Consider the following 20,484-nt stretch of genomic DNA (forward strand, 5'->3'; position numbering starts at 1 on the left):
CACAGCAGGTTACGCAGGCCTTAACCGCTGCGTGTTTAACCTGTTGCTCTTTAATGAAATTGGGCGCGGTTGTTTCGGGAGTGCGGTTTTTTTCTGCGAGAGATTTGCATCAAGTAATTGATCTAAAATAAAAATCGCGCGCAGCCTGCGGGCCGCGCGCGATAAAGAATGTTGCAAGAGCCGTTAAAAATCGAAACGACTGGCCGCCGTGATTGCGGGCCTGAAATCAGGCGTCTTTCATCAGCTGTGTTTTGGCGACAACCAAGAATTCGGCCATTTTCGCGCGCACGGTGTCGGCATCGGCGATATCGCCCAGATCGCCGACCACTTTGCGCACCACATCCTCATGGCCCGCCTCTTCGAAATCGGCTTTGACCACCGCAGCGGCATAGGCCGTGGCCTCGTCGCCCGATTTGCCCATCAGTTCGGCCGCCCAAAGGCCCAAGAGCTTGTTGCAGCGCGCCTGCGCTTTGAAAAGCATTTCTTCGTCATGGGCGTATTTGGCTTCAAACGCGTTTTCGCGGTCATCGAATGTGGTCATGGGAAATCTCCCCCGGCTGCCGTTAATATCATCTCTTAGGTATGCACTCTGTGCCATTGGGCGCAAGAGGGGGTGTTGATCTTGCGGCAATCGGGCCCATGCACTAAGAGGGCGACAAGACGGCGGGGACTCATCCGCGCCTGTAAGGACGGAGCTGGCATGGCACGCGGCAAGAAAATCTACGAAGGCAAGGCAAAAACCCTTTATGAGGGCCCCGAGCCGGGCACGATTGTGCAGTATTTCAAAGATGACGCAACCGCGTTCAATGCCGAGAAAAAGGCCGTGATCGAGGGCAAGGGCGTGTTGAACAACATGCTGTCCGAATATTTCATGACCGGTCTGGCACAAGTCGGCGTGCCGACGCATTTTCTCAAACGTCTCAATATGCGCGAGCAATTGGTGCGGGCCTGCGAGATCGTGCCGCTCGAGGTGATCGTGCGCAACTATGCCGCAGGGTCGATGGCCAAACGGCTCGGCATTGAGGAGGGCACGCAATTGCCGCGCCCGATTGTCGAATATTGCTACAAGGACGACAAATTGGGCGATCCATTGGTCACCGAAGAGCATATCGCCGCCTTCGGTTGGGCCAGCCAGCAAGATATGGACGATATCCTCAGCCTTGCGTTGCGGGTCAATGATTTCCTCGCCGGTGTGATGTATGGCGTCGGGATCAAGCTGGTGGATTTCAAAATCGAGATCGGCCGCGTTTATGATGGCGATTTCCAACGCCTCATCGTCGCCGACGAGATCAGCCCCGACAGCTGCCGTTTGTGGGATATGCAAACCGGCAAGAAACTGGACAAGGACGTGTTCCGCCGCGATCTGGGCTCGCTCACCGATGCCTATACCGAAGTGGCGACCCGTTTGGGCGTCATGCCCAAAAACAACCCACAGCCCGGCAAGCCGACGCTGATCAACTAAACCAGCGCAGCCGCGCATCTGACCTATCCCGCGGGGCGACCCGCAGCTTTACGGAGAGCCGAAATGAAAGCACGCGTCCATGTCATGTTGAAAAACGGGGTTTTGGATCCGCAAGGCGAGGCCGTGCGCCACGCGCTTGGCAGCCTCGGGTTTGACGGCGTCAATGGCGTGCGCCAAGGCAAGGTGATCGAATTGGATCTGGCCGAGGGCACCACCGAGGCGCAGGTGACCGAGATGTGCGAAAAGCTGCTCGCCAATACGGTGATCGAAAGCTACGCGGTGGAGATGTCGTGATGCACGCTGCCGTCCTTGTTTTCCCCGGCTCCAATTGCGACCGCGATCTGGCTGTGGCATTTGAAAAATCCGGCGCAAAGGTTTCGATGGTCTGGCATAAGGACGCGGCTTTGCCCGAAGGCGTCGATATCGTCGGCGTGCCGGGCGGGTTTTCCTATGGCGACTATTTGCGCTGCGGCGCGATTGCGGCCAATTCGCCGATCTGCGGCGCGCTCAAAACCCATGTGGAGCGGGGCGGCTATGCGCTCGGCATCTGCAACGGCTTTCAGGTGCTGACCGAAACCCGCCTGTTGCCCGGCGCGCTGCGCCGCAATGCGGGGATCAAATATATCTGTAAAACCGTCGGTTTGCAGGTCGAGACCGCAGATAGCGCCTTTACCTCGGGCTATGCCAAGGGCGCGCAGATCGACATTCCGATCGCCCACCACGACGGCAATTATTTCGCCGATGACGAGACCTTGGCGCGGCTCAAAGGCGAGGACCGCATTGCCTTTAGCTATACCGACAATCCGAATGGATCGGTCGGGGCCATCGCTGGTGTCTTGTCGCAAAACCGCCGTGTGCTCGGCATGATGCCGCACCCCGAGCGGGCCTTTGAGGCAACCCATGGCAATACCGATGGGGTGGCAATGTTCCGCGCATTGGTGGATGCGGCGGTATCTGCCTGATCTTGCCGCAGCGGCGCGGGCGGCGTAGTCTGGGGCGATGAAACTGCTGCCCCGTTCTCCTGCTTCCGCTATGGCGGCCAAGCGCGCGCCGATGACCGGTTGGCGCACGCGGCTGGCGCTCGGGTTTTTGGTGGTTCTGGCGGTGGTGACGGTGTTTTTCACCAACCGCGCCTTGACCCACCGGTTTACCGAAAACACCCGCAACCGCGCCGAATTGCGGCTGACGCTCTATTCGGGCAACCTGTTGAGCGAATTGCGCCAGAACGCCATTGTGCCGCAGCTATTGGCGCGCGATCCGACGCTGATCGCGGCGCTCAATTCTTCCAATTACGCGCTCTCGACACAGCGGCTGATTTCCTTTGTCGAGGAAATCGGCGCCGCCTCCTTGACCTTGATGGACCGCGACGGGCGCACGGTGGCGGCGACGGATCGCAATTTGCTGGGGCAAAACCACCGCTCTGCGCCTTATTTTGTGGATGCCCTGCGCGCGCCCGATACGGTGTTCACGGTGCTGGAGCGCGAGGTCGGCGGATACCGCTTCACCTATTCGCGGCGGCTCGAAAGCGGCGGCAACGTTGTTGGCGTGATCGTCGCCGAGGTCGATTTGCGCAAATTCGAGCGCGCTTGGGCAGGGATTTCGGATGCGGTTCTGGTCACCGACAGCGCCGGCACCATCATCCTTGCGACCGAGCCGCGCTGGCGCGGGCTGACCGAGAACGAGGCCTTGGTGCGCGAACCGGCGGGCAGCGCGATCTTGCGCGCCATCACCACCACCGCCGATTGGAGCTCTTTGCCCGTTGATGCCTATCTGCAGGGCGAGGCGGTGATGCGGATGGAGGGGCGCGTGGCCTTTCGCGGCTGGCGTATGGCCAGTTTCACCACCTATTCCTCGGTGCGCGAAAAGGTCAACGGCGTGCTTGCGCTCGAGATCATGGGATTCGCCATTCTGCTGGCGCTGGCCTTCTACTTCCTGAGCCGCAAGACCGCGTCGCGCATGGTGTTTTTCCAAGCCGAGTCGGCAGAACTTCGCGCATTGAATGCAAGGCTGCAGCGGGAAATTGCCGAGCGTAAACGCATGCAAGAGACCCTCGCCGTGGCCGAACAGACGCTGGCGCAAAGCTCCAAACTGGCCGCATTGGGCGAGATGTCGGCCGCCGTCAGTCACGAGTTGAACCAACCTCTGGCGGCGATGAAAACCTATCTGGCGGGCGCGGGGCTTTTGCTGCGCCGCAACCGGCCCGACGAGGCGCTGTCCTCTTTCCAGAGGATCGACGATCTGATCGAGCGGATGGGCGCGATCACGCGGCAACTCAAATCCTATGCGCGCAAGGGCGGTGATGCTTTGGCCCCTGTAAATATGGGCGATGCGCTGGCCTCGGCGCTTGCGATGATGGAGCCGCAATTGCGTCAGCGCCACGTCAAGATCACCCGCGTTCTGCCCGAAGGTCCGGTGCAGGTCATGGGCGACCGGATGCGGATCGAACAGGTGTTGATCAACCTGCTGCGCAATGCGCTCGATGCGGTCGAGGCCAATGACGACCCGCAGATTGATATCCTGCTGTCGGCGGGCGAAACCGCGACCCTCACAGTGCGCGACAATGGCCACGGGATCGAAAACCTCGATACCCTGTTCGAGCCTTTCTACACCACCAAACAGCCGGGCGACGGGATTGGGCTGGGGCTTGCCATTTCCTCGGGCATCGTCAACGACCTTGGGGGACGGCTGACGGCGCGCAACGCCGAAGCGGGGGGGGCTGTATTTGAAATGCAACTGCCTATCTTAACCAACGAGACACAAGCAGCGGAGTGATCAGCGATGTCCAAGGCTATGAAGATTGCCATTGTCGACGACGAACAGGATATGCGCCAGTCGATCAGCCAATGGCTGGCCCTGTCGGGCTATGACACCGAAACTTTCCCCAGCGCCGAGGATGCGCTCAAAGGGTTGGGCGCCGATTACCCCGGCATCGTGATTTCCGACATCAAGATGCCCGGAATGGACGGGATGCAGTTTTTGAAAAAACTCATGGGCACCGACAGCGCGCTGCCGGTGATCATGATCACCGGTCACGGCGATGTGCCGATTGCGGTGGAGGCCATGCGCATCGGGGCGTTTGATTTTCTCGAAAAACCCTTCAACCCCGACCGCATGACCGAATTGGCCAAAAAGGCCACCAATGCGCGCCGTCTGGTTCTGGATAACCGCGCCCTGCGCCGCGAATTGTCGGATGGCGGGCAGTTGATGAAAAAGCTCATCGGCGCCAGCCCCGTGATGGAGCGCCTCAAGGAGGACATTCTCGATCTGGGCCAAGCCGACGGGCATGTTCTGATCGACGGGGAAACCGGCACCGGCAAGACCCTGATCGCCCATGCCTTGCATGCGGTCGGCGCGCGCGCGGGCAAGAAATTCGTGCTGCTGTCTTGCGCCGCGATGGAGGAGGAGGCGTTGTCCAAGCGTCTGTTTGGCCCGATGAACCCCGAAGACACGACATTGCCCGCGGTCGAAGAGGCGCGCGGCGGCACATTGGTTTTGGAAGATGTCGAAGCCATGTCGGATGCGGTTCAGGCCAAGCTTTTGAGCTTTATCAATGATGAGGGCACGCCGCCCGAAACCCGCATCGTGGCGATTTGCAATATGCAAGAGCAGGACCGTACCTGCGAAGACGCGCTGCGCCCCGATCTGTTCTACCGTCTGGCGGCGCTGCGGATCACCGTGCCGCCCCTGCGCCAGCGCGGCGAGGATATCCTGACCCTGTTTACGCGGCTCAGCGAGCAGTTTTCCGATGAATACGGATGCGACGCGCCGCAGGTCACGGCCCAAGAGGCAGCGCAATTGTTGCAAGCCCCTTGGCCGGGAAATGTGCGCCAGTTGATCAATGTCGCCGAACGCGCGGTGCTGCAATCGCGGCGCGGGTCGGGCACGATTGCCTCGCTGCTGATGTCCGATCACGACGAGATGCAGCAGGTCATGACCACCGAGGGCAAGCCGCTCAAGGAATATGTCGAGGCCTTTGAGCGCATGTTGATCGACAACACGATGCGCCGCCATAAGGGGTCGATCACCAATGTGATGGAAGAGTTGTGCCTGCCGCGCCGGACCTTGAACGAGAAAATGGCCAAATACGGCTTGCAGCGCTCTGATTACCTTTGAGCGCGCGGCGGGCACGGCCCGAGATCGGACATGTGAAAAGGGCGGCCTGATCGGGCCGCCCTTTGTCCATCGCGCGGCGGGGCCGGTCAGTTGGTGCCTTTGCCCATGCAGCTTGCGTAGTAGGTCACGGTCGCGGGCCAATCGGAGAACATACCCTCGATGCCGACCTCTTGCGCCAGAACGTCCAGAACGGTGAAATAATCGCCATCGGATTTGAGCGCATCCTTTGCGGTTTGGAAATACCACCCGCCGCCCGAGGCCAAGGGGCCGGAGCGTTCCAGCGTCCATGAAATCAGCTTGAGACCCGAGGCTTTGGCCGCTTTCGCATAGGCCGAGGCCTCGATCGTGCCATTCGCATCGGTGACCAGCATGTTCATCGACGGCGCGAGGTAGTTGACGCCCATGGCCTTGAGCGCGTCAAAATCCTCTTTCCATGTGGATTTGTCTTGCTCATCGAAGCCTTCGCCGAGTTCCACAAGATAGACCGCTTGCGCGCCGAATTCCGGCTCGTTTTTGATCCAGTAGAGCACGTCGTCGAGATTGAAGCTTTGCGCCCAGACCTGCGATGCATCGACGCCGGCGGCTTTGTATTCGTCGATCATTTTTTGCGCGTAATCGGCTTGGGTGAACCCGCCAAACGGCATGTCGACCGCAGGGGATTTCAATTCAGGCGTGAATTTTACGCCCATTTCCTTGAACAGCGCGATGCTTTCGGCGTGGGTCATCACCGTGCCTGTGGTGGCATAAAGATCGGTGCGCCACGCGGCGGTGCCGTCCATGTAACCGGCCACATCGGCGGCGGCGCTATTGGCGGCGTCCATCTTGCCGTTCAGGGTTTTGAACTGCGCCAAGGTGATGTCCGAGGTGCGGCATTCGGCGCCCGCTTTGACATCGCCCCGCGCGGGGGTGAAGGGGGCGGTGCAATTGGCCGCCAGATCGGTGGCGAGGATATTGGTCGTGGTGTGCAGATCATTTTGCGCATGGCGGCAGACCAATTGCTTGTCCGCCGTAAAGGTCACGTCGCATTCGACAATGCCCGCGCCCATCAGCCCCGCCGCGCGGTAGCTTTGCTCGGTATGTTCGGGGAACATCATCGCCGCGCCGCGGTGACCGATGGAAAAATCTCTGCGCTGCGGCTCCATATCGGCGCAGGAGGCCAATTTATCCTTGAGCGCACCATCGGCCATTTGCGAGATCAGATAGGCAGGGCGGGGGCCTAGCTCGATCCGCTCGGCATGGGCCGGCGCGGCAAGGGTCAAGGCAAGAGCGCCAAGGGCGCAAGAGGATTTGAGCAGCATATCAATGTCCTGTTTCTAGGCTGTTAGGTCGGTTTTTGATTGCCTGCGTCCCATGACGTTTGCGCGACGAACACATGACTGCAATGCGAAGCCTTGGTGACGCCGTGATGACATCGAGGCCCTGCCATGACGGGCGCGGCGGGGGCTCATTTGGCCGCCCTATAGCCCTCCCTGTGGATAACCGCCGCTTTTTAGGATTGTCTTTGCGTCTTCGAAAGCCTTATGGTGCAAGAACGGTATCGGCCCCATCACGGGGCCGCCGCATGAGTTTCGCTATTTGGCCGGATCTGGGGCAGACCCCGCACCGCCGAATAGACCGATTGGACAGCTTCGGTTGTCAGTAGAGATGCCCGCCACCCGCCTGTTATGGCCGGTGCTCCGGGCGATGAATGGGCGCTTGCACGTCAAACGAGGCAAGCGTCGGAGAAGAACCGCGATGAAGCGCGCGACACAGCAGTATGTTGGAGCAGGGGCCCTTTCGGGCACGCCCTGCCGCGCGCATTTGTCCCCTGATAGACACCGCAGAACAAGCCTCGCTCCCCCGGGAGGGCGGCTTTCGTCTGCGTGCAAACGGAAAACATGGCTAAGAAAATGCTCATCGATGCCACCCACGCGGAAGAGACCCGCGTTGTGGTGGTGGACGGAAACAAGGTCGAGGAGTTCGATTTTGAATCCGAAAACCGGCGCCAGCTTGCTGGCAACATTTACCTCGCAAAAGTAACGCGCGTCGAACCGTCGCTTCAGGCGGCCTTTGTGGACTATGGCGGAAACCGTCACGGCTTCCTCGCCTTCTCGGAAATCCATCCCGACTACTATCAAATTCCGGTCGCCGACCGCGAAGCCTTGATGGAAGAAGAGCGCGCCTATGCCGAAGCGCAAAGCGCGCGCGAGGAAGAAGACGAAAAACCCAAACGCGGCCGCCGCCGCCGGACACGTTCGAAAGCCGCAGAGGCCAAGAGCGACGATGCGGTTGCGACCAAAGAGGTCGAAGCGGGCGAGGGCGGTATCTCCGGCATGGTGACCATAGATCTCGACGAGAGCGCAGAGGCCAATGCCGAGGTGCCCGAGGGCACATCGCCGATGGAAACCGTTGCCGAAACGCCGGTCGAAGAGCCGGCCGACGAGGCTGCGGAGCACGAAGACCATGACGATGACGCTCATGATGACGACGCCGATGAGACGCAGGCCGCTGATGCCTCTGCCAAGGATGAAAGCATCGAATCTGTCGCCGATGAGGACGACAGCGAAGACATCCGCCCCGTGCGCAAACCGCGCCCGCGCCGTTATAAAATCCAAGAAGTGATCAAAGTGCGCCAGATCATTCTGGTGCAGGTTGTCAAGGAAGAGCGTGGCAACAAAGGCGCGGCGCTGACCACATATCTGTCGCTGGCGGGCCGCTATTGCGTGCTCATGCCCAACACCGCGCGCGGCGGCGGCATCAGCCGCAAGATCACCTCGGCCGATGACCGCAAGAAGCTCAAAGAGATCGCGCAAGAGATCGACGTGCCCAAAGGCGCGGGACTGATCGTGCGCACGGCGGGCGCCAAACGCACCAAATCCGAAATCAAGCGCGATTACGAATACCTGCAACGCATGTGGGAACAGATCCGCGAATTGACCCTCAAATCCATCGCGCCCGCGAAGATTTACGAGGAAGGCGATCTGATCAAACGCTCGATCCGCGACCTTTATAACCGCGAGATCGACGAAGTGTTTGTCGAGGGCGAGCGCGGCTACCGCATCGCCAAGGACTTCATGAAAATGATCATGCCGTCCCACGCCAAAAACGTGAAACGCTATGAGGACAGCCTGCCGCTTTTTGCGCGCTATCAGGTGGAAAGCTACCTTAGCTCGATGTTCAACCCGACGGTTCAATTGAAATCGGGCGGCTACATCGTGATCGGCGTCACCGAGGCGCTTGTCGCCATCGATGTGAACTCGGGCCGCGCCACCAAAGAAGGCTCGATCGAGGAAACCGCGACCAAAACCAACCTTGAGGCCGCAGAAGAAGTGGCGCGCCAATTGCGCCTGCGCGACCTTGCCGGTTTGATCGTTATCGATTTCATCGACATGGACGAGCGCCGCAACAATGCCGCCGTTGAAAAGCGGATGAAGGACAAGCTGAAAACCGACCGCGCCCGCATTCAGGTGGGCCGGATTTCCGGTTTCGGCCTGATGGAAATGTCGCGCCAACGTCTGCGCCCAGGCATGATCGAGGCCACGACACAGCCTTGCCCCTCGTGCCACGGCACCGGCCTGATCCGGTCGGACGACAACCTCGCGCTGTCGATCCTGCGCCAGATCGAAGAAGAAGGCACCCGCCGCCGCACCCGTGAGGTTTTGGTCAAATGCCCTGTTGGCATCGCCAATTTCTTGATGAACCACAAGCGCGAGCATGTGGCGCAAATCGAGGGTCGCTATGGCATGTCGGTGCGCGTCGAAGGCGACCCGATGCTGATCTCGCCTGACTTCACCATGGAGAAATTCAAAACCGCCACGCGCGTTGTGGCCGAGATCGCCGCGCCTGTCGTGTCGGTCGATACGACCTTGATGGACCAGATCGACGAAGACGCCGCCGCCGAAGCCGAAGCCCAAGAGGCCTTGGACGCCGAAGCGGATGCCGCAGAAGAGACAGGCACGCGCCATGCGGGCCCCGATGCGGGCGAGGGCGAAGAGCGTCCGAAAAAACGCCGCCGCCGCCGTCGCCGCCGGTCCAAGAATGGTAATGGCGAGGCGGAGAACGGCGAGAGCACGAATGACGCAGGAGCGAGCGACAACGACAGCGAACAGACCTCCGATGCGGCTGTGCAAAACGTAGAAGCAGACGCCGAAACGCAGAGTGCCGAAGAAGCGCCCAAACCCAAACGCACGCGCAAACCGCGCGCCAAGAAAGCCGAAGCGGCTCAGGCGGCCGCAGCCGATGGCGAGACCCAAGCCGAGGCGCCCGAGGCGCAGGCAGATGCGGAGGCAGAGGCCGAGAAGCCCAAGCGCCGCACCCGCATCCGCAAGCCGAAGGCTGCCGCGGCAGAGGCCGAGGCCAAAACGGAGGCACCCGCCGCCGAAGCCGAGACAGGCGAAGCCGCCGAGAAGCCCAAGCCCAAACGCCGCTCGCGGGCCAAGAAAAAGCCCGAGGCAGAGGCCGAAACCGTTGCTGCTGAGGCTCCCGCGGCTGAGGTTGCGGTAGAGGCACCCGCCGCTGCCGATCCTGCGCCCGCACCCGCACCCGCAGCACCGGAGCCGACACCCACGCCGCAGGCACCCGCTGCCGCGCCGGAGGCAAAGGACGAGGGCGAGAAACCCAAGCGCAAAGGGTGGTGGTCGCTGAGCCGCTAACCCGAAGCATAAGACAATAAAACCGCCGCATGAGACCCTCACGCGGCGGTTTTTTATTGTGCAATGGCCAAGGCCTATCCGCGCCGGATCACATACAGATGCGCGCCGTCCTGACCCTCGCGGATTTCGACCATCTCATGCCCCGCCTGCGCGCAAAAATGCGGCAGGTCGATCACTGCCACCGGATCATCGGCGGTGATGTGCAGCAGCGCGCCTTGGGCCATACCCAACAGGCATTTGCGCGCGCGCAACACCGGCAAGGGGCAAATCAACCCGCGCGCATCAATTTCGACAATCTCACTCATGGCGCTTTCGATACGCCGCATGTTTCAACCTGTCCACAGGGTTGTGACATCTGGCCGCGTGACGGCGGGGCGATGTGCGGCTATGCCTGTGACATGATTGGATTCGACTTTATCGACGCGGGGCTGTTGCCCGCGATGTTTGTGGCGCTGGCGGCGGGATGGATTTCCTTTCTCAGCCCCTGCGTATTGCCCATCGTGCCGCCCTATCTGGCCTATATGAGCGGCATCTCGATGGGCGATCTGCAATCGGGCGACGCGCGGCGGCGCTCGGTGATGCTTGCGGCGCTGTTTTTCGTGCTGGGCCTGTCGACGGTGTTTTTGTTCTTGGGCTTCACCGCCTCGCTCATCGGCACACTGTTTTTACAATTCCAAGGCTGGTTCAACACCATCGCCGGTATCCTCGTGATGATTTTCGGCGCGCATTTTGTCGGTGTCTACCGGATCGGATTTCTGGACCGCGAGGCGCGTATGGATGCAGGGGACAAGGGCGGATCGGCCTTCGGCGCCTATATCCTTGGCCTCGCCTTTGCCTTTGGCTGGACGCCTTGCATCGGCCCGCAATTGGGTGCGATCCTGTCGCTGGCCGCGCAAGAGGCCTCGGTCGCGCGCGGGACATTGCTTTTGGCGGTCTATGCCATCGGGCTGGGCGTGCCGTTCTTGTTGGTTGCAGCCTTCTTGCCGCGCCTGACGGGCACATTGTCGTGGATGAAACGCCATATGGAGCAGATCGAGCGCGTTATGGGGCTTTTGCTGTGGACCATCGGTTTGATGATGCTGACGGGCGGTTTTTCGGCCTTTTCCTTCTGGCTGCTCGAAACCTTTCCCGCCCTCGCAAAGCTTGGATAAATCCTTACTCTTGCCTGATTTTCTGGATATGATCGGCGGCAAGAGGCAAGGGTATGAGTGACGCAACTCCATCAGATCAGGCGCAAAACGTGCGGCGGCGGCGGGTGTTCTACATCCCCGGCTATGATCCGATTCACCCGCGCCGCTACCGCGAGCTTTACCGCAAAGAAGGCGCCGCGCAGGCCGCGATCAGCGGCTATGAGATTACCCTGAGCCCCAAAACCACCAAAGGCGGCCCCTACGGGTGGCATGTTTCGGGCAATATTGGCGCGCCCGTCGAGACCGATGTCGAGGTGTTGATCTGGTCCGATATTGTGCGCGGCAGCATGTCCAATTCTATTCCCGCCACCTATGTGCAACTGCTGCGCACGGCTTGGGCCTATATCGGCTCTGGCGCGCTTTGGCGGCTGATGCGGCTGCGCAAGGGGCCGGTGATCGCGGCGCTTTATCCGGTGGTGTTCTTGATTGTTCAGCTCATTTTGGCGCTGGTGGTCGGATACGGGATTTTCGTGGGCACGATGATGCTCGGCAATCTGGCAGCTCTCGCCTTGTCCTTGGACGCTCAAACAGCGGCGCTTTTCTACCCCGTCACCCTCTTGGCTGCGGCCTTGGGCGCATTGTCCGTTTGGGGCATTCTGGATTGGTTCAAGCGCAAGGACGGCCGGTTCTTCGCCTATTATCTGATGCATGACTATGCCTATTCCGCGCGTTGGGGCGGGGCCAATCCGCCCAGGCTTGAGGCCCGCATGGCCGAGTTTGGCGATAGCATTGCTGCCGCTTTGGAGGAGGATGTGGATGAGGTGCTCGTCGTTGGCCATAGCTCGGGCGCGCATCTGGCGGTGTCGATCCTCGCCGATCTCATCCGCGCGGGCAGGGCGCCTGCCGAAGGTCCGGCCTTGGGGTTCTTGTCGCTGGGACAAGTGGTGCCGATGGTGTCATTCTTGCCCAAAGCCCACCGTTTGCGCGCCGATCTTTGCTATCTGTCCACCGCGCAGTCCCTCGCATGGGTCGATGTCACGGCGCCTGGTGACGGATGCGCCTTTGCGCTTTGCGATCCCGTCGCGGTCAGCGGCGTGGCCCCCGCAGATAAACGCTGGCCCTTGGTGATTTCGGCGGCCTTCACCCAATCGCTCAAACCCGAAACATGGAAAGCGCTGCGCTGGCGGTTTTTCCGCCTGCATTTCCAATATCTCTGCGCTTTCGATGCGCCGCGCGATTATGACTATTTCCAGATCACCGCAGGCCCGCGAACCTTGGCCGCGCGCTACCATGGCCGCGTGCCCTCCAAAAGCCGCATCGAGACGCCGGTCAATAAATTCACCGCCAAGGCCGCGTCATGAGCGGCTGCCCCATGCACCCGATGCCGCCCAAACCCCCCGCGCGCGAGGGGCGCGTATCGCTATGGCGCTACTTGAAACTCTTTCGCCAAGACATCCTGTCGGCGCAGCCCGCGCGGCTTTACCGCGCATGGATGGCCGAGTTCAAAACCCCGTTTTTTCGCTCCTATATGTGCAACGATCCCGAACTGGTCGATCTGGTGCTCAAGACCCGCCCTGACGAATTTCCCAAATCCAATCGCGTGCGCGAAGGGCTCAAGCCTTTGCTCGGAAATTCGGTCTTTGTCACCAACGGCGACGTATGGAAACGGCAACGGCGCATCATTGATCCGGCCTTTGAGGGCGGGCGCCTGCGCGACAGTTTCGAGGCCATGGTCGCGGCGGGTGAGGCGGCGGTGGCGCGGATCGGCAAGGCCGCGGACGGGCGTGCCCATGAGATCGAGGAAGAGGCCTCGCATGCGGCAGCGGATGTGATTTTCCGCACGCTTTTCTCGATCCCGATCGAGCATGAAACCGCCTCGGCGGTGTTTTCCGAATTCCGTGCCCATCAACGCAGCCAACCCGTGGTCAATATCGCCGCGCTTTTGCCTTTGCCCAAATGGATGCCGCGCCTGCACCGGCGTGCGACCCTCGAGACCGCAAAACGTATTCGCGGCCTGATCACCGAACTGACCTCCGCGCGCATGGCGCAGATCGAGGCAGGCGGTGCGCCGATGGATCTGGCGACCAAGATCATGACAACGCCCGATCCGGTTGACGGCAAATGTTTCGACACCGAAGAAATGGTCGATCAGGTGGCGATCTTTTTCCTCGCGGGCCATGAAACCAGCGCCTCGGCCTTGGCTTGGGCGCTCTATCTCGTGGCGCTCTACCCCGAGTGGCAAGACCGTCTGGCCGCAGAGGCGCGCGCGGCCCTTGGCGATCAGATCGCGTTTTCGGATATGAAGAAATTGCCGCTCAGCCGCGATGTGTTTCGCGAAACCTTGCGGCTTTATCCGCCCGTGCCGATGATGGTACGCGAGGCGGCTTGTCCGCAGCAGTTTCGCGGGCGCAAGGTCGCCAAAGGCGCGCAGATCGTGCTTTCGCCGTGGCATTTGCAGCGCCATGAGCGGATTTGGGAGCGGCCCGATGAATTTGATCCGGCCCGTTTTGCCACCGACAATGGCCGCGACGGGCTTCGCCGTGCCTATATGCCGTTTTCGGCGGGGCAGCGCGTTTGCCCCGGTGCGGGGTTTGCCATGATTGAGGGGCCGCTGATCTTGTCGATGCTGCTCAAATCCTACCGCTTCGATGTGGTCAACGAGCGCCCCGCGATGCCCGTTGCCCATCTTACGGTGCGCGGCAAGGACGGGATATGGCTGCGCATCACCGCGCGCGATTAGGCCCGCGATAGTGGCGCAACACGAAAAGCCGGATCGCGGAGGCAAGGCCCAGATCGGCGCCGCGCTGCGCATCAATTTCGGCGGCCAAAGCATTGATCGGTTTTGATGTTTCGGCGGCAATCTCGCGAAAGGCCTGCCAAAATTCATCTTCCAAAGACACCGATGTGCGGTGCCCGTGCAGCGTCAAGGACCGTTTAACAGGGCGCTCGGTCATGGGGCGGTGTCGTCATCGCCGTCACCGGATTTATGGCCATCCAGATCGCGCTTGGATTTTTCTGCCCGCGCGCGTTCGAGCTCCTTGTCGGCCTTTGGGCGGCCGAATTTGACCGCATTGCGGTCGGCCTCTTCGCGGGCCTCGCGCTTGGCCTTGGCTTTGCGGAACTGGTTGAGGTTGGTGACATTGCTCATGAGGGCAGGATAGCCGCGGCCGTGATGGTGTCCAGCAAAACAATGGTCTCGCGCCCGCCCCGTGAGGGCGGTTCAGCCGCTGCCTTCGCGCAGCAAAGGCAAGAAGACGGCAGCGGACACGAAAAAGGGCGGCCCCTTCGGACCGCCCCCTGCAATACTGTTAGGATCAAATCAGTCTTTGGGGCCGATCATATCCTCGGGGCGCACCACCGCGTCAAAGGTCGCCTCATCGACAAATCCAAGCGCAATCGCCTCTTCCTTCAGGGTCGTGCCGTTCTTATGCGCGGTCTTGGCCACTTTGGTCGCGTTGTCGTAACCGATGGTGGGGGCCAACGCTGTGACCAGCATCAGGCTTTCCTTCATCAATTTGTCGATACGCGGCGCGTTGGCCTCGATGCCCAAAAGCATCCGCTCGGTAAAGCTGTCGGCGACATCGCCCAAAAGCTGGATCGATTGCAGCAGGTTATAGCTCATCATCGGGTTATAGACGTTCAATTCGAAATGGCCTTGGCTGCCGGCGAATTTGATCGCGGCATCATTGCCCATCACATGGGCGGCGACCTGCGTCATGGCCTCGGCTTGGGTCGGGTTGACCTTGCCCGGCATGATCGACGATCCAGGCTCGTTTTCGGGCAGGATCAATTCGCCAAGGCCCGAGCGCGGACCCGAGCCGAGCAGGCGGATGTCGGAGGCGATTTTATACATCGAACCGGCCACAGTGGCCAAGGCGCCCGACATGAAGACCATCGCGTCATGGGCGGCGAGAGCTTCGAATTTGTTGGGCGCGGTGACAAAGGGCAAACCGGTGATTTCGGCCATATTCGCCGCAACGGTTTCGCCCCAACCTTTTTTGGTGTTCAGGCCGGTGCCAACGGCGGTGCCGCCTTGCGCCAGCTCGTAAATGTCGGGCAGGGCGGCCTCGACCCGTTTGATGCCTTGGCGGATTTGATGGGCATAGCCCGAGAATTCCTGTCCCAAGGTCAAAGGCGTCGCATCTTGGGTATGGGTGCGGCCGATCTTGATGATGTCTTTGAATTCGTCTTGCTTTTGCTCCAGACCGGCGAGCAATTTGTGCAGGCCGGGCAGCAGAACATCACGCACCGACATGGCGGTGGCGATATGCATTGCGGTCGGGAAGGTGTCGTTCGACGATTGGCCCATGTTGCAATGATCGTTGGGGTGCACGGGGTCTTTGGAGCCGATCACGCCGCCCAAGATTTCGATCGCGCGGTTGGCGATGACCTCGTTGGAATTCATGTTCGATTGCGTGCCCGATCCGGTTTGCCACACGACCAAGGGAAAGTTGTCGTCGAATTTGCCGTCAACGACTTCACCCGCCGCCTGCACGATCGCGGCGCCAAGCTTGGCATCCAAGGCGCCCGACGCGATATTCGCCTGCGCACAGGCTTTCTTGATCACGCCAAGCGCGCGCACGATGGCGACGGGCTGTTTTTCCCAACCGATGGGAAAGTTCATGATCGAGCGCTGGGTTTGCGCGCCCCAATATTTGTCATTGGGGACCTCAAGAGGGCCAAAGCTGTCGGTTTCTGTGCGGGTATTGGTCATGATGCGACTCTCCGGAAATTGGGTTGCGGCCTTCATAGCCGAACGCCGCAGAAATTCAATGCTGTATACAATGGAATACTGTGCAAATTGCCATTGCAAATCGCCAGAGCAAGTCGCCTGTTCAAAGGGCCTGTGCGCTGCGCCGCGCCTTTGGCGCCAGAGCCGTTACTTGCGGAAGCTGTCGAGGCTGACCACATCGCCGGCGGCGGGCTTTTCGGGGGCGGCGCCGTCTTCAGTATCTTCGGCTTCGATCTCGTCCTCGTCGCTCTCGCCGTCGTCCTCATCGTCTTGAGTTTCGAACCTGAGGCCGAATTCCACCGAGGGATCGACAAAGGTCTGGATCGCGTCATAGGGGATATAAAGCGGCTCTGGCGCATCGCCGAAATTGAGGGTGATCGAAAACCCCTCATCCGTCGCCTCAAGCCCGTCATACCAATGCTGCATCACAACCGTCATCTCGGAGGGGTAGCGCTCGCGCAGCCAGTCGGCCAGTTTGGCGTCGGGGTGGCGGGTGTCGAAGGTGATAAAGAAATGATGCGCCCCCGGCAGTCCGTTCTTTTGAACCTCTGTCAGAACCTCTTGGATCAGCCCGCGCATCGCGCGGTGCATCAGATTTCCGTAATCAATCGACCGAGCCATATTACAGCCCCCCATATGTTGTTGCAGATCAACATAAGGGATTCGCTACAATTGGAAAGACGGCAGTGGTTAAAACGCGCTGGCTCTTGGGAAAATACCCCGCAGGCGGCAAACCGCAGCGGTGCGGGTGACCAGATCACAAGAGAGGAGGGGAAAGTGCAGGATTCTGTTGCCAGGCTCCTGCGGGCCCCGCCTTAAGCTGCAAAGCCTAAGGGCTTAAGGTTCGATATTTCGCACAGCTTACGCTGCGAGAGCCATCGGTGCTTTGTTGTCATTTGCAACTAGCTTGTTTGAACCGATAACGGTGGTATCTCACCGAGACAAAGCTAACCCCTTTGGACGTCCGTCGATCCTATTTCGACCCCATGATCCGCAAATGACGGATATTTGGTGGAGTCGCCGGGTACCGCCCCCGGGTCCGATCCGCTTATTACGAGCGCGTTTATGTCTATAGTCCCGAAGGACAGGGCCTATATAGGTGCCCGCCTGCGCTTTGCAAAGGGGGATCGCGATATTTGATGTGCGTCTTTTTACGTTTGCAGAGCCGCGCAGAACGGGGCAGTCTTGGGCAATATCGGGCCGCGGGGCGCGCTGCGGGGAGGCGGCGCGCGCAGAGTAGGCCCATGAGGGAGGCGCATTTATGGCGATGATTACAAAGGAATATTGTGTTCAAATGGCGCGCTATAACGCGTGGCAAAACGCCGAGCTTTTGAAGGCGATGCAAGACTTGGGCGAAGAGGCGGCTCATGTGGACCGCGGGGCGTTCTTTGGCTCGATCTTGGCGACGGCCAACCATGTTTTGTGGGGGGATCGTATCTGGATGCACCGTTTGGAGGGGTGGCCCGCGCCAAAAGGCGGGCCGGACAATTCCACCACCCTGTGCCCGACCATCGCGGTCTGGGGATCCGAGCGGTTTCACACCGACGGGCTTTTGCGCGAATGGGCGAGCGGATTGCACAGCCTTGATCTGACCGGCGATCTTGACTGGACCTCGGCCCATAGCAACATCACCTCGCGCCACAGCAAAGGCCTGTTGATCATGCAGATGTTCAATCACCAAACCCATCACCGCGGCCAGATCCACGCCATGATCACCGCAGCAGGCGGGCGCGGCTATGTCACGGATCTGCCCCGAATGCCGTGATCTATGTGCGATAAATCAAATGGCTTGCAACATCCCCAAGATGAGCTTGCCGATGTAACTCTTTGATAAGCAGGAATATAACATGTTTAATGCCTTGGTCGTCACCAAAGATGCCACCGATACCACCACAGCAAAGGTCACCGCGCTCGATGATGCGGATTTGCCAAAGGTCGATGGCGGCGTGACGGTTGCGGTCGAATATTCCACGGTGAACTACAAAGACGGGCTTTGCCTGTCGCCCGGAGGTGGCGGATTGGTGCGCAACTATCCCCATGTGCCCGGTATCGATTTTTCTGGCACGGTCGAGACCTCCGACGATCCGCGCTACAAGGCGGGCGATAAGGTGGTCCTGACCGGATGGCGCGTGGGCGAGGCCCATTGGGGCGGCTATGCGCAAAAGGCGCGCGTGCGCGCCGATTGGTTGGTGCCGCTGCCCGACGGATTGACCCCGAAACAGGCGATGGCGGTCGGCACGGCGGGGTTCACCGCGATGTTGGCGGTGATGGCGCTTGAAGAACACGGGCTCACGCCGGACCAAGGCGAGGTCTTGGTCACAGGTGCGGCGGGCGGCGTGGGATCGGTCGCAACCGCGATCCTTGCCAACCTCGGCTATCAGGTCGCAGCGGTCACCGGCCGCCCCGAAACCGCCGCCTATCTCAAAGACCTCGGCGCCGCGCGGATTGTTGCGCGCGAGGAATTGGCCGAAACCGTCAAACGCCCGCTGGAGAGCGAAACATGGGCGGGCTGCGTCGATGCGGTCGGCGGCGATATGCTGGCGCGGGTGCTGGGGCAAATGAAATACGGCGCATCGGTTGCCGCCGTGGGGCTTGCGGGGGGCGCTCGATTGCCCACCAGCGTTGTGCCCTTCTTGCTACGGGGGGTGAATTTGCTCGGCATTGACAGCGTAATGAAACCCTATGAGGGGCGTTTGCGTGCATGGCAGCGCGTGGCGACCGACCTTCCGCTCGGTAAGCTCGAAGATATGGTGCAAGAGGCTAAACTGGCCGATTTGCCGGAATTGGGCCAAGATATCCTTGCCGGTAAGGTCAAAGGTCGCGTCGTGGTCGATGTGAACGCCTAAGCCGCGCGATGGGCAAGAGCAACAATTTCAATCCAAAGTGAACCGAAGCGGCAGGCCCTGCGTAATACCCCGATAAGGTAAGACAAACCGAGGGGCGCGATGACCACACCGACGACGATACTCTGGCTGCGGCGCGATCTGCGCCTGACGGATCATCCGGCGCTTTGCGCGGCCTGCGCGCGCGGCGCGGTGGTGCCTGTCTATATCCTCGATGATCAGGTCGCCCATCTCGGCGCGGCCGCGAAATGGCGGCTTGGCCGCGGTATCGAGGTTTTGGCGCAGGCCTTGGAGGCGGCGGGATCGCGTCTTATCCTGCGGCGCGGCCCTGCGGCGGAGGTCTTGCGCGATCTGATCCGCGAGACCGGCGCCGATGCCGTCTATTGGTCGCGGCTTTATGATCCGGATGCGGTTGCGCGTGACACCCATGTCAAATCCGAGCTGCGTGCCGAAGGGATCGAGGCGAAAAGCTTTGGCGGTCATCTGCTCTTTGAACCTTGGACAGTCGAGACCAAAACCGGCGGATATTACAAAGTCTATTCGCCGTTCTGGCGCGCGGTCAAAGACGTGATGGTCGAGGCCCCGTTGCCCAAACCCGCTGCCATTGCAGCGCCCGATATATGGCCGCCAAGCGAGGCCATTAAAGAGTGGCAGATGGGCGCAGCTCTGCGGCGCGGTGCGGCGGTCATGGCGCAACATGCGTTGGTCGGCGAGGCGGCGGCGCAGGGGCGGCTTGGCGCCTTCATCGCCCATAAGATCAATGATTACAAAGCCCGCCGCGATTTTGCCGCCCAAGATGCCACCTCGATGCTGTCCGAGCCGCTGACCTACGGCGAGATCAGCCCGCATCAATGCTGGCACGCCGCCGCGCGCGCCGCAATGGAGGGCAAAGCGGGGGCGGAGCATTTCCTCAAAGAACTGGTCTGGCGCGAGTTCGCCTATCACCTGATGCATCACACGCCGCATATTCTGGATCGCAACTGGCGCGACGGCTGGGAGCGCTTTGGCTGGCGCGACGAAGAGGCCGCGGCAGAGGCGGTTTTGCGTTGGAAGCAAGGGCGCACAGGGGTCGCATTTGTCGATGCGGCGATGCGGCAAATGTATGTCACCGGCAAAATGCACAACCGCGCGCGGATGATCGCGGCCTCCTATTTGACCAAACATCTGTTGGTGGACTGGCGGGTGGGGCAGGCGTGGTTCGAGGACTGCCTGAGCGATTGGGACATCGCCTCCAACGCCATGGGATGGCAATGGGTCGCCGGTTCAGGCCCCGATGCCGCGCCCTATTTTCGCATATTCAACCCCGAGACGCAGGCCGAGAAATTCGACCCCGAAGGCGCCTACCGCCATGCATGGATCGCCGAGGGGCAAGACCGCCCCAGCGACACGGCGCTATCCTATTTCAATGCCGTGCCGCGGTCGTGGGGCCTGTCGCCCGACATGGAGCCCGCAAAGCAGCTGATTAGCCTCGCGCAGGGGCGCCAGAGGGCTTTGGAAGCTTATGAAAACCGTGACTTTTGAAACGGTTACACTAACATCTTAACGAAAACTTGCTTGCACCCCCCAGCGCGGT

At 60.6% G+C, this 20,484-nt stretch carries 19 protein-coding genes and 1 other RNA gene; 12 read left to right on the forward strand and 8 right to left on the reverse strand.

The features are described from left to right. Window positions 1-226: 226 nt before the first annotated feature. Window positions 227-541, reverse strand: a complete 315-nt coding sequence (locus ABWV64_RS00550) for a DUF1476 domain-containing protein (RefSeq protein WP_353342308.1) — start codon at window positions 539-541, stop codon at window positions 227-229. A 159-nt stretch (window positions 542-700) separates the two neighbouring features. On the opposite strand from ABWV64_RS00550, the gene purC reads away from it, so the two are divergent. The 5 genes from purC to ABWV64_RS00575 all read left to right on the forward strand — a co-directional run bounded on the left by purC (window position 701) and on the right by ABWV64_RS00575 (window position 5,575). Then, a complete protein-coding gene (purC, locus tag ABWV64_RS00555) occupies window positions 701-1,462 on the forward strand; it encodes a phosphoribosylaminoimidazolesuccinocarboxamide synthase (RefSeq protein ID WP_353342309.1) in 762 nt (253 codons plus the stop codon). A gap of 63 nt (window positions 1,463-1,525) precedes the next feature. Beyond that, complete coding sequence (gene purS, locus ABWV64_RS00560; protein WP_353342311.1) at window positions 1,526-1,756, forward strand: phosphoribosylformylglycinamidine synthase subunit PurS; 231 nt, start codon at window positions 1,526-1,528, stop codon at window positions 1,754-1,756. Then, entirely contained in the window at window positions 1,756-2,424 is a 669-nt protein-coding gene (purQ, locus tag ABWV64_RS00565; protein ID WP_353342312.1) for a phosphoribosylformylglycinamidine synthase subunit PurQ, read from the forward strand. Before purS ends, purQ begins: the two co-directional genes overlap by 1 nt. Before the next feature lie 91 nt (window positions 2,425-2,515). Beyond that, complete coding sequence (locus ABWV64_RS00570) at window positions 2,516-4,234, forward strand: sensor histidine kinase (RefSeq protein WP_353342313.1); 1,719 nt, start codon at window positions 2,516-2,518, stop codon at window positions 4,232-4,234. Window positions 4,235-4,240: 6 nt separating this feature from the next. Next, the gene (locus tag ABWV64_RS00575) at window positions 4,241-5,575 is read left to right on the forward strand and encodes a sigma-54-dependent transcriptional regulator (RefSeq protein WP_353342314.1); all 1,335 of its coding nucleotides are present in this window, start codon (window positions 4,241-4,243) and stop codon (window positions 5,573-5,575) included. An 86-nt stretch (window positions 5,576-5,661) separates the two neighbouring features. On the opposite strand, the gene ABWV64_RS00580 is transcribed toward ABWV64_RS00575, so the two are convergent. Then, window positions 5,662-6,873, reverse strand: coding sequence for a glycerophosphodiester phosphodiesterase family protein (locus ABWV64_RS00580; protein WP_353342315.1), 1,212 nt, complete (start codon window positions 6,871-6,873; stop codon window positions 5,662-5,664). Between the two features lie 579 nt (window positions 6,874-7,452). On the opposite strand from ABWV64_RS00580, the gene ABWV64_RS00585 reads away from it, so the two are divergent. Continuing rightward, window positions 7,453-10,206: an Rne/Rng family ribonuclease gene (locus ABWV64_RS00585; RefSeq protein ID WP_353342316.1), complete on the forward strand. Its 2,754-nt coding sequence runs from the start codon at window positions 7,453-7,455 to the stop codon at window positions 10,204-10,206. Between the two features lie 74 nt (window positions 10,207-10,280). Here the strand turns inward: ABWV64_RS00585 and ABWV64_RS00590 are convergent, their stop codons facing one another. Continuing rightward, window positions 10,281-10,511, reverse strand: a complete 231-nt coding sequence (locus ABWV64_RS00590; protein ID WP_353342317.1) for a sulfurtransferase TusA family protein — start codon at window positions 10,509-10,511, stop codon at window positions 10,281-10,283. Window positions 10,512-10,604: 93 nt separating this feature from the next. Here ABWV64_RS00590 and ABWV64_RS00595 point away from each other — a divergent pair, with 93 nt between their 5' ends. The 3 genes from ABWV64_RS00595 to ABWV64_RS00605 are packed head-to-tail and all read left to right on the forward strand — an operon-like array spanning window position 10,605 to window position 14,076. After that, on the forward strand, window positions 10,605-11,357 hold the full coding sequence (locus ABWV64_RS00595) for a cytochrome c biogenesis CcdA family protein (protein ID WP_353342318.1): 753 nt from the start codon (window positions 10,605-10,607) through the stop codon (window positions 11,355-11,357). 53 nt (window positions 11,358-11,410) lie between these two features. Then, window positions 11,411-12,697, forward strand: a complete 1,287-nt coding sequence (locus tag ABWV64_RS00600) for a hypothetical protein (protein WP_353342319.1) — start codon at window positions 11,411-11,413, stop codon at window positions 12,695-12,697. Further along, the gene (locus ABWV64_RS00605) at window positions 12,694-14,076 is read left to right on the forward strand and encodes a cytochrome P450 (protein WP_353342320.1); all 1,383 of its coding nucleotides are present in this window, start codon (window positions 12,694-12,696) and stop codon (window positions 14,074-14,076) included. Before ABWV64_RS00600 ends, ABWV64_RS00605 begins: the two co-directional genes overlap by 4 nt. Here ABWV64_RS00605 and ABWV64_RS00610 read toward each other — a convergent pair. From ABWV64_RS00610 to ssrA, 5 genes are all read right to left on the reverse strand, one after another. After that, entirely contained in the window at window positions 14,060-14,290 is a 231-nt protein-coding gene (locus tag ABWV64_RS00610; protein ID WP_353342321.1) for a ribbon-helix-helix domain-containing protein, read from the reverse strand. The two genes, ABWV64_RS00605 and ABWV64_RS00610, sit on opposite strands and share 17 nt — an antisense overlap. Continuing rightward, window positions 14,287-14,484: a DUF4169 family protein gene (locus ABWV64_RS00615; protein WP_353342322.1), complete on the reverse strand. Its 198-nt coding sequence runs from the start codon at window positions 14,482-14,484 to the stop codon at window positions 14,287-14,289. The genes ABWV64_RS00610 and ABWV64_RS00615 overlap by 4 nt, the downstream gene beginning before the upstream one ends. Window positions 14,485-14,655: 171 nt before the next feature. Further along, window positions 14,656-16,050 carry a class II fumarate hydratase gene (fumC, locus tag ABWV64_RS00620; RefSeq protein WP_353342323.1) on the reverse strand — a complete coding sequence of 465 codons (1,395 nt, stop codon included), beginning with the start codon at window positions 16,048-16,050 and terminating at the stop codon, window positions 14,656-14,658. A gap of 165 nt (window positions 16,051-16,215) precedes the next feature. Beyond that, window positions 16,216-16,689, reverse strand: coding sequence for an SspB family protein (locus ABWV64_RS00625; protein ID WP_353342324.1), 474 nt, complete (start codon window positions 16,687-16,689; stop codon window positions 16,216-16,218). 155 nt (window positions 16,690-16,844) lie between these two features. After that, window positions 16,845-17,193, reverse strand: a transfer-messenger RNA (tmRNA) gene (ssrA, locus tag ABWV64_RS00630). A gap of 136 nt (window positions 17,194-17,329) precedes the next feature. Here ssrA and ABWV64_RS00635 point away from each other — a divergent pair. The 3 genes from ABWV64_RS00635 to ABWV64_RS00645 all read left to right on the forward strand — a co-directional run bounded on the left by ABWV64_RS00635 (window position 17,330) and on the right by ABWV64_RS00645 (window position 20,432). Then, window positions 17,330-17,833: a DinB family protein gene (locus ABWV64_RS00635; protein ID WP_353342325.1), complete on the forward strand. Its 504-nt coding sequence runs from the start codon at window positions 17,330-17,332 to the stop codon at window positions 17,831-17,833. Window positions 17,834-17,915: 82 nt separating this feature from the next. Further along, on the forward strand, window positions 17,916-18,914 hold the full coding sequence (locus tag ABWV64_RS00640) for an MDR family oxidoreductase (RefSeq protein WP_353342326.1): 999 nt from the start codon (window positions 17,916-17,918) through the stop codon (window positions 18,912-18,914). A gap of 99 nt (window positions 18,915-19,013) precedes the next feature. After that, window positions 19,014-20,432 (forward strand): cryptochrome/photolyase family protein, encoded by a 1,419-nt coding sequence (locus ABWV64_RS00645; protein WP_353342327.1) that lies wholly within the window; start codon window positions 19,014-19,016, stop codon window positions 20,430-20,432. Window positions 20,433-20,484: the final 52 nt, after the last annotated feature.

The sequence above is a fragment of the Litorivita sp. NS0012-18 genome (assembly GCF_040371945.1).
Lineage (GTDB): Bacteria > Pseudomonadota > Alphaproteobacteria > Rhodobacterales > Rhodobacteraceae > Litorivita.